1 protein-coding gene is annotated in these 425 nt (G+C 36.2%); it reads left to right on the top strand.

The genetic code is table 11. The features are described from left to right. Nucleotides 1-425: pyruvate formate lyase family protein (locus tag FUA24_RS02865; RefSeq protein WP_317131921.1), on the top strand; the 425-nt coding region annotated here is incomplete at both ends.

Below are 425 nucleotides of genomic sequence, written 5' to 3'. Positions count from 1 at the left end.
GAGTAAATAATTTTGATGCAGGTTATATTGATAAAGAAAATGAAGTAATTGTTGGTTTGCAAACCGATATGCTTTTAAAACGTGCCATGAAACCTTTTGGAGGTTTTAAAGTAGTGCAAAAAGCTTTAAGTGAGCATGGTTTAGTAGCTAGTGATACGGTTTCAGAATTGTTTAGCAAATATGTAAAATCACATAATGATGGTGTTTTTGCTGCATATAATGCCGAAATTAGAAAATTTCGTTCAAACGGACTTTTAACGGGGCTGCCTGATAACTATGCACGTGGTAGAATTATTGGCGATTACCGCCGTGTAGCGCTTTATGGTATTAATGCTTTAATTGAAGCAAAAAAAGCCGATTTAAAAGCTATAACAGGCCCAATGACTGATGCCGTAATACGCTTGCGCGAAGAAGTATCAGACCAA

The organism is Seonamhaeicola marinus, assembly GCF_008085455.1.
The sequence above is the reverse complement of the archived record's forward strand: the minus strand, read 5'-3'. Positions and strand labels throughout refer to the sequence as shown.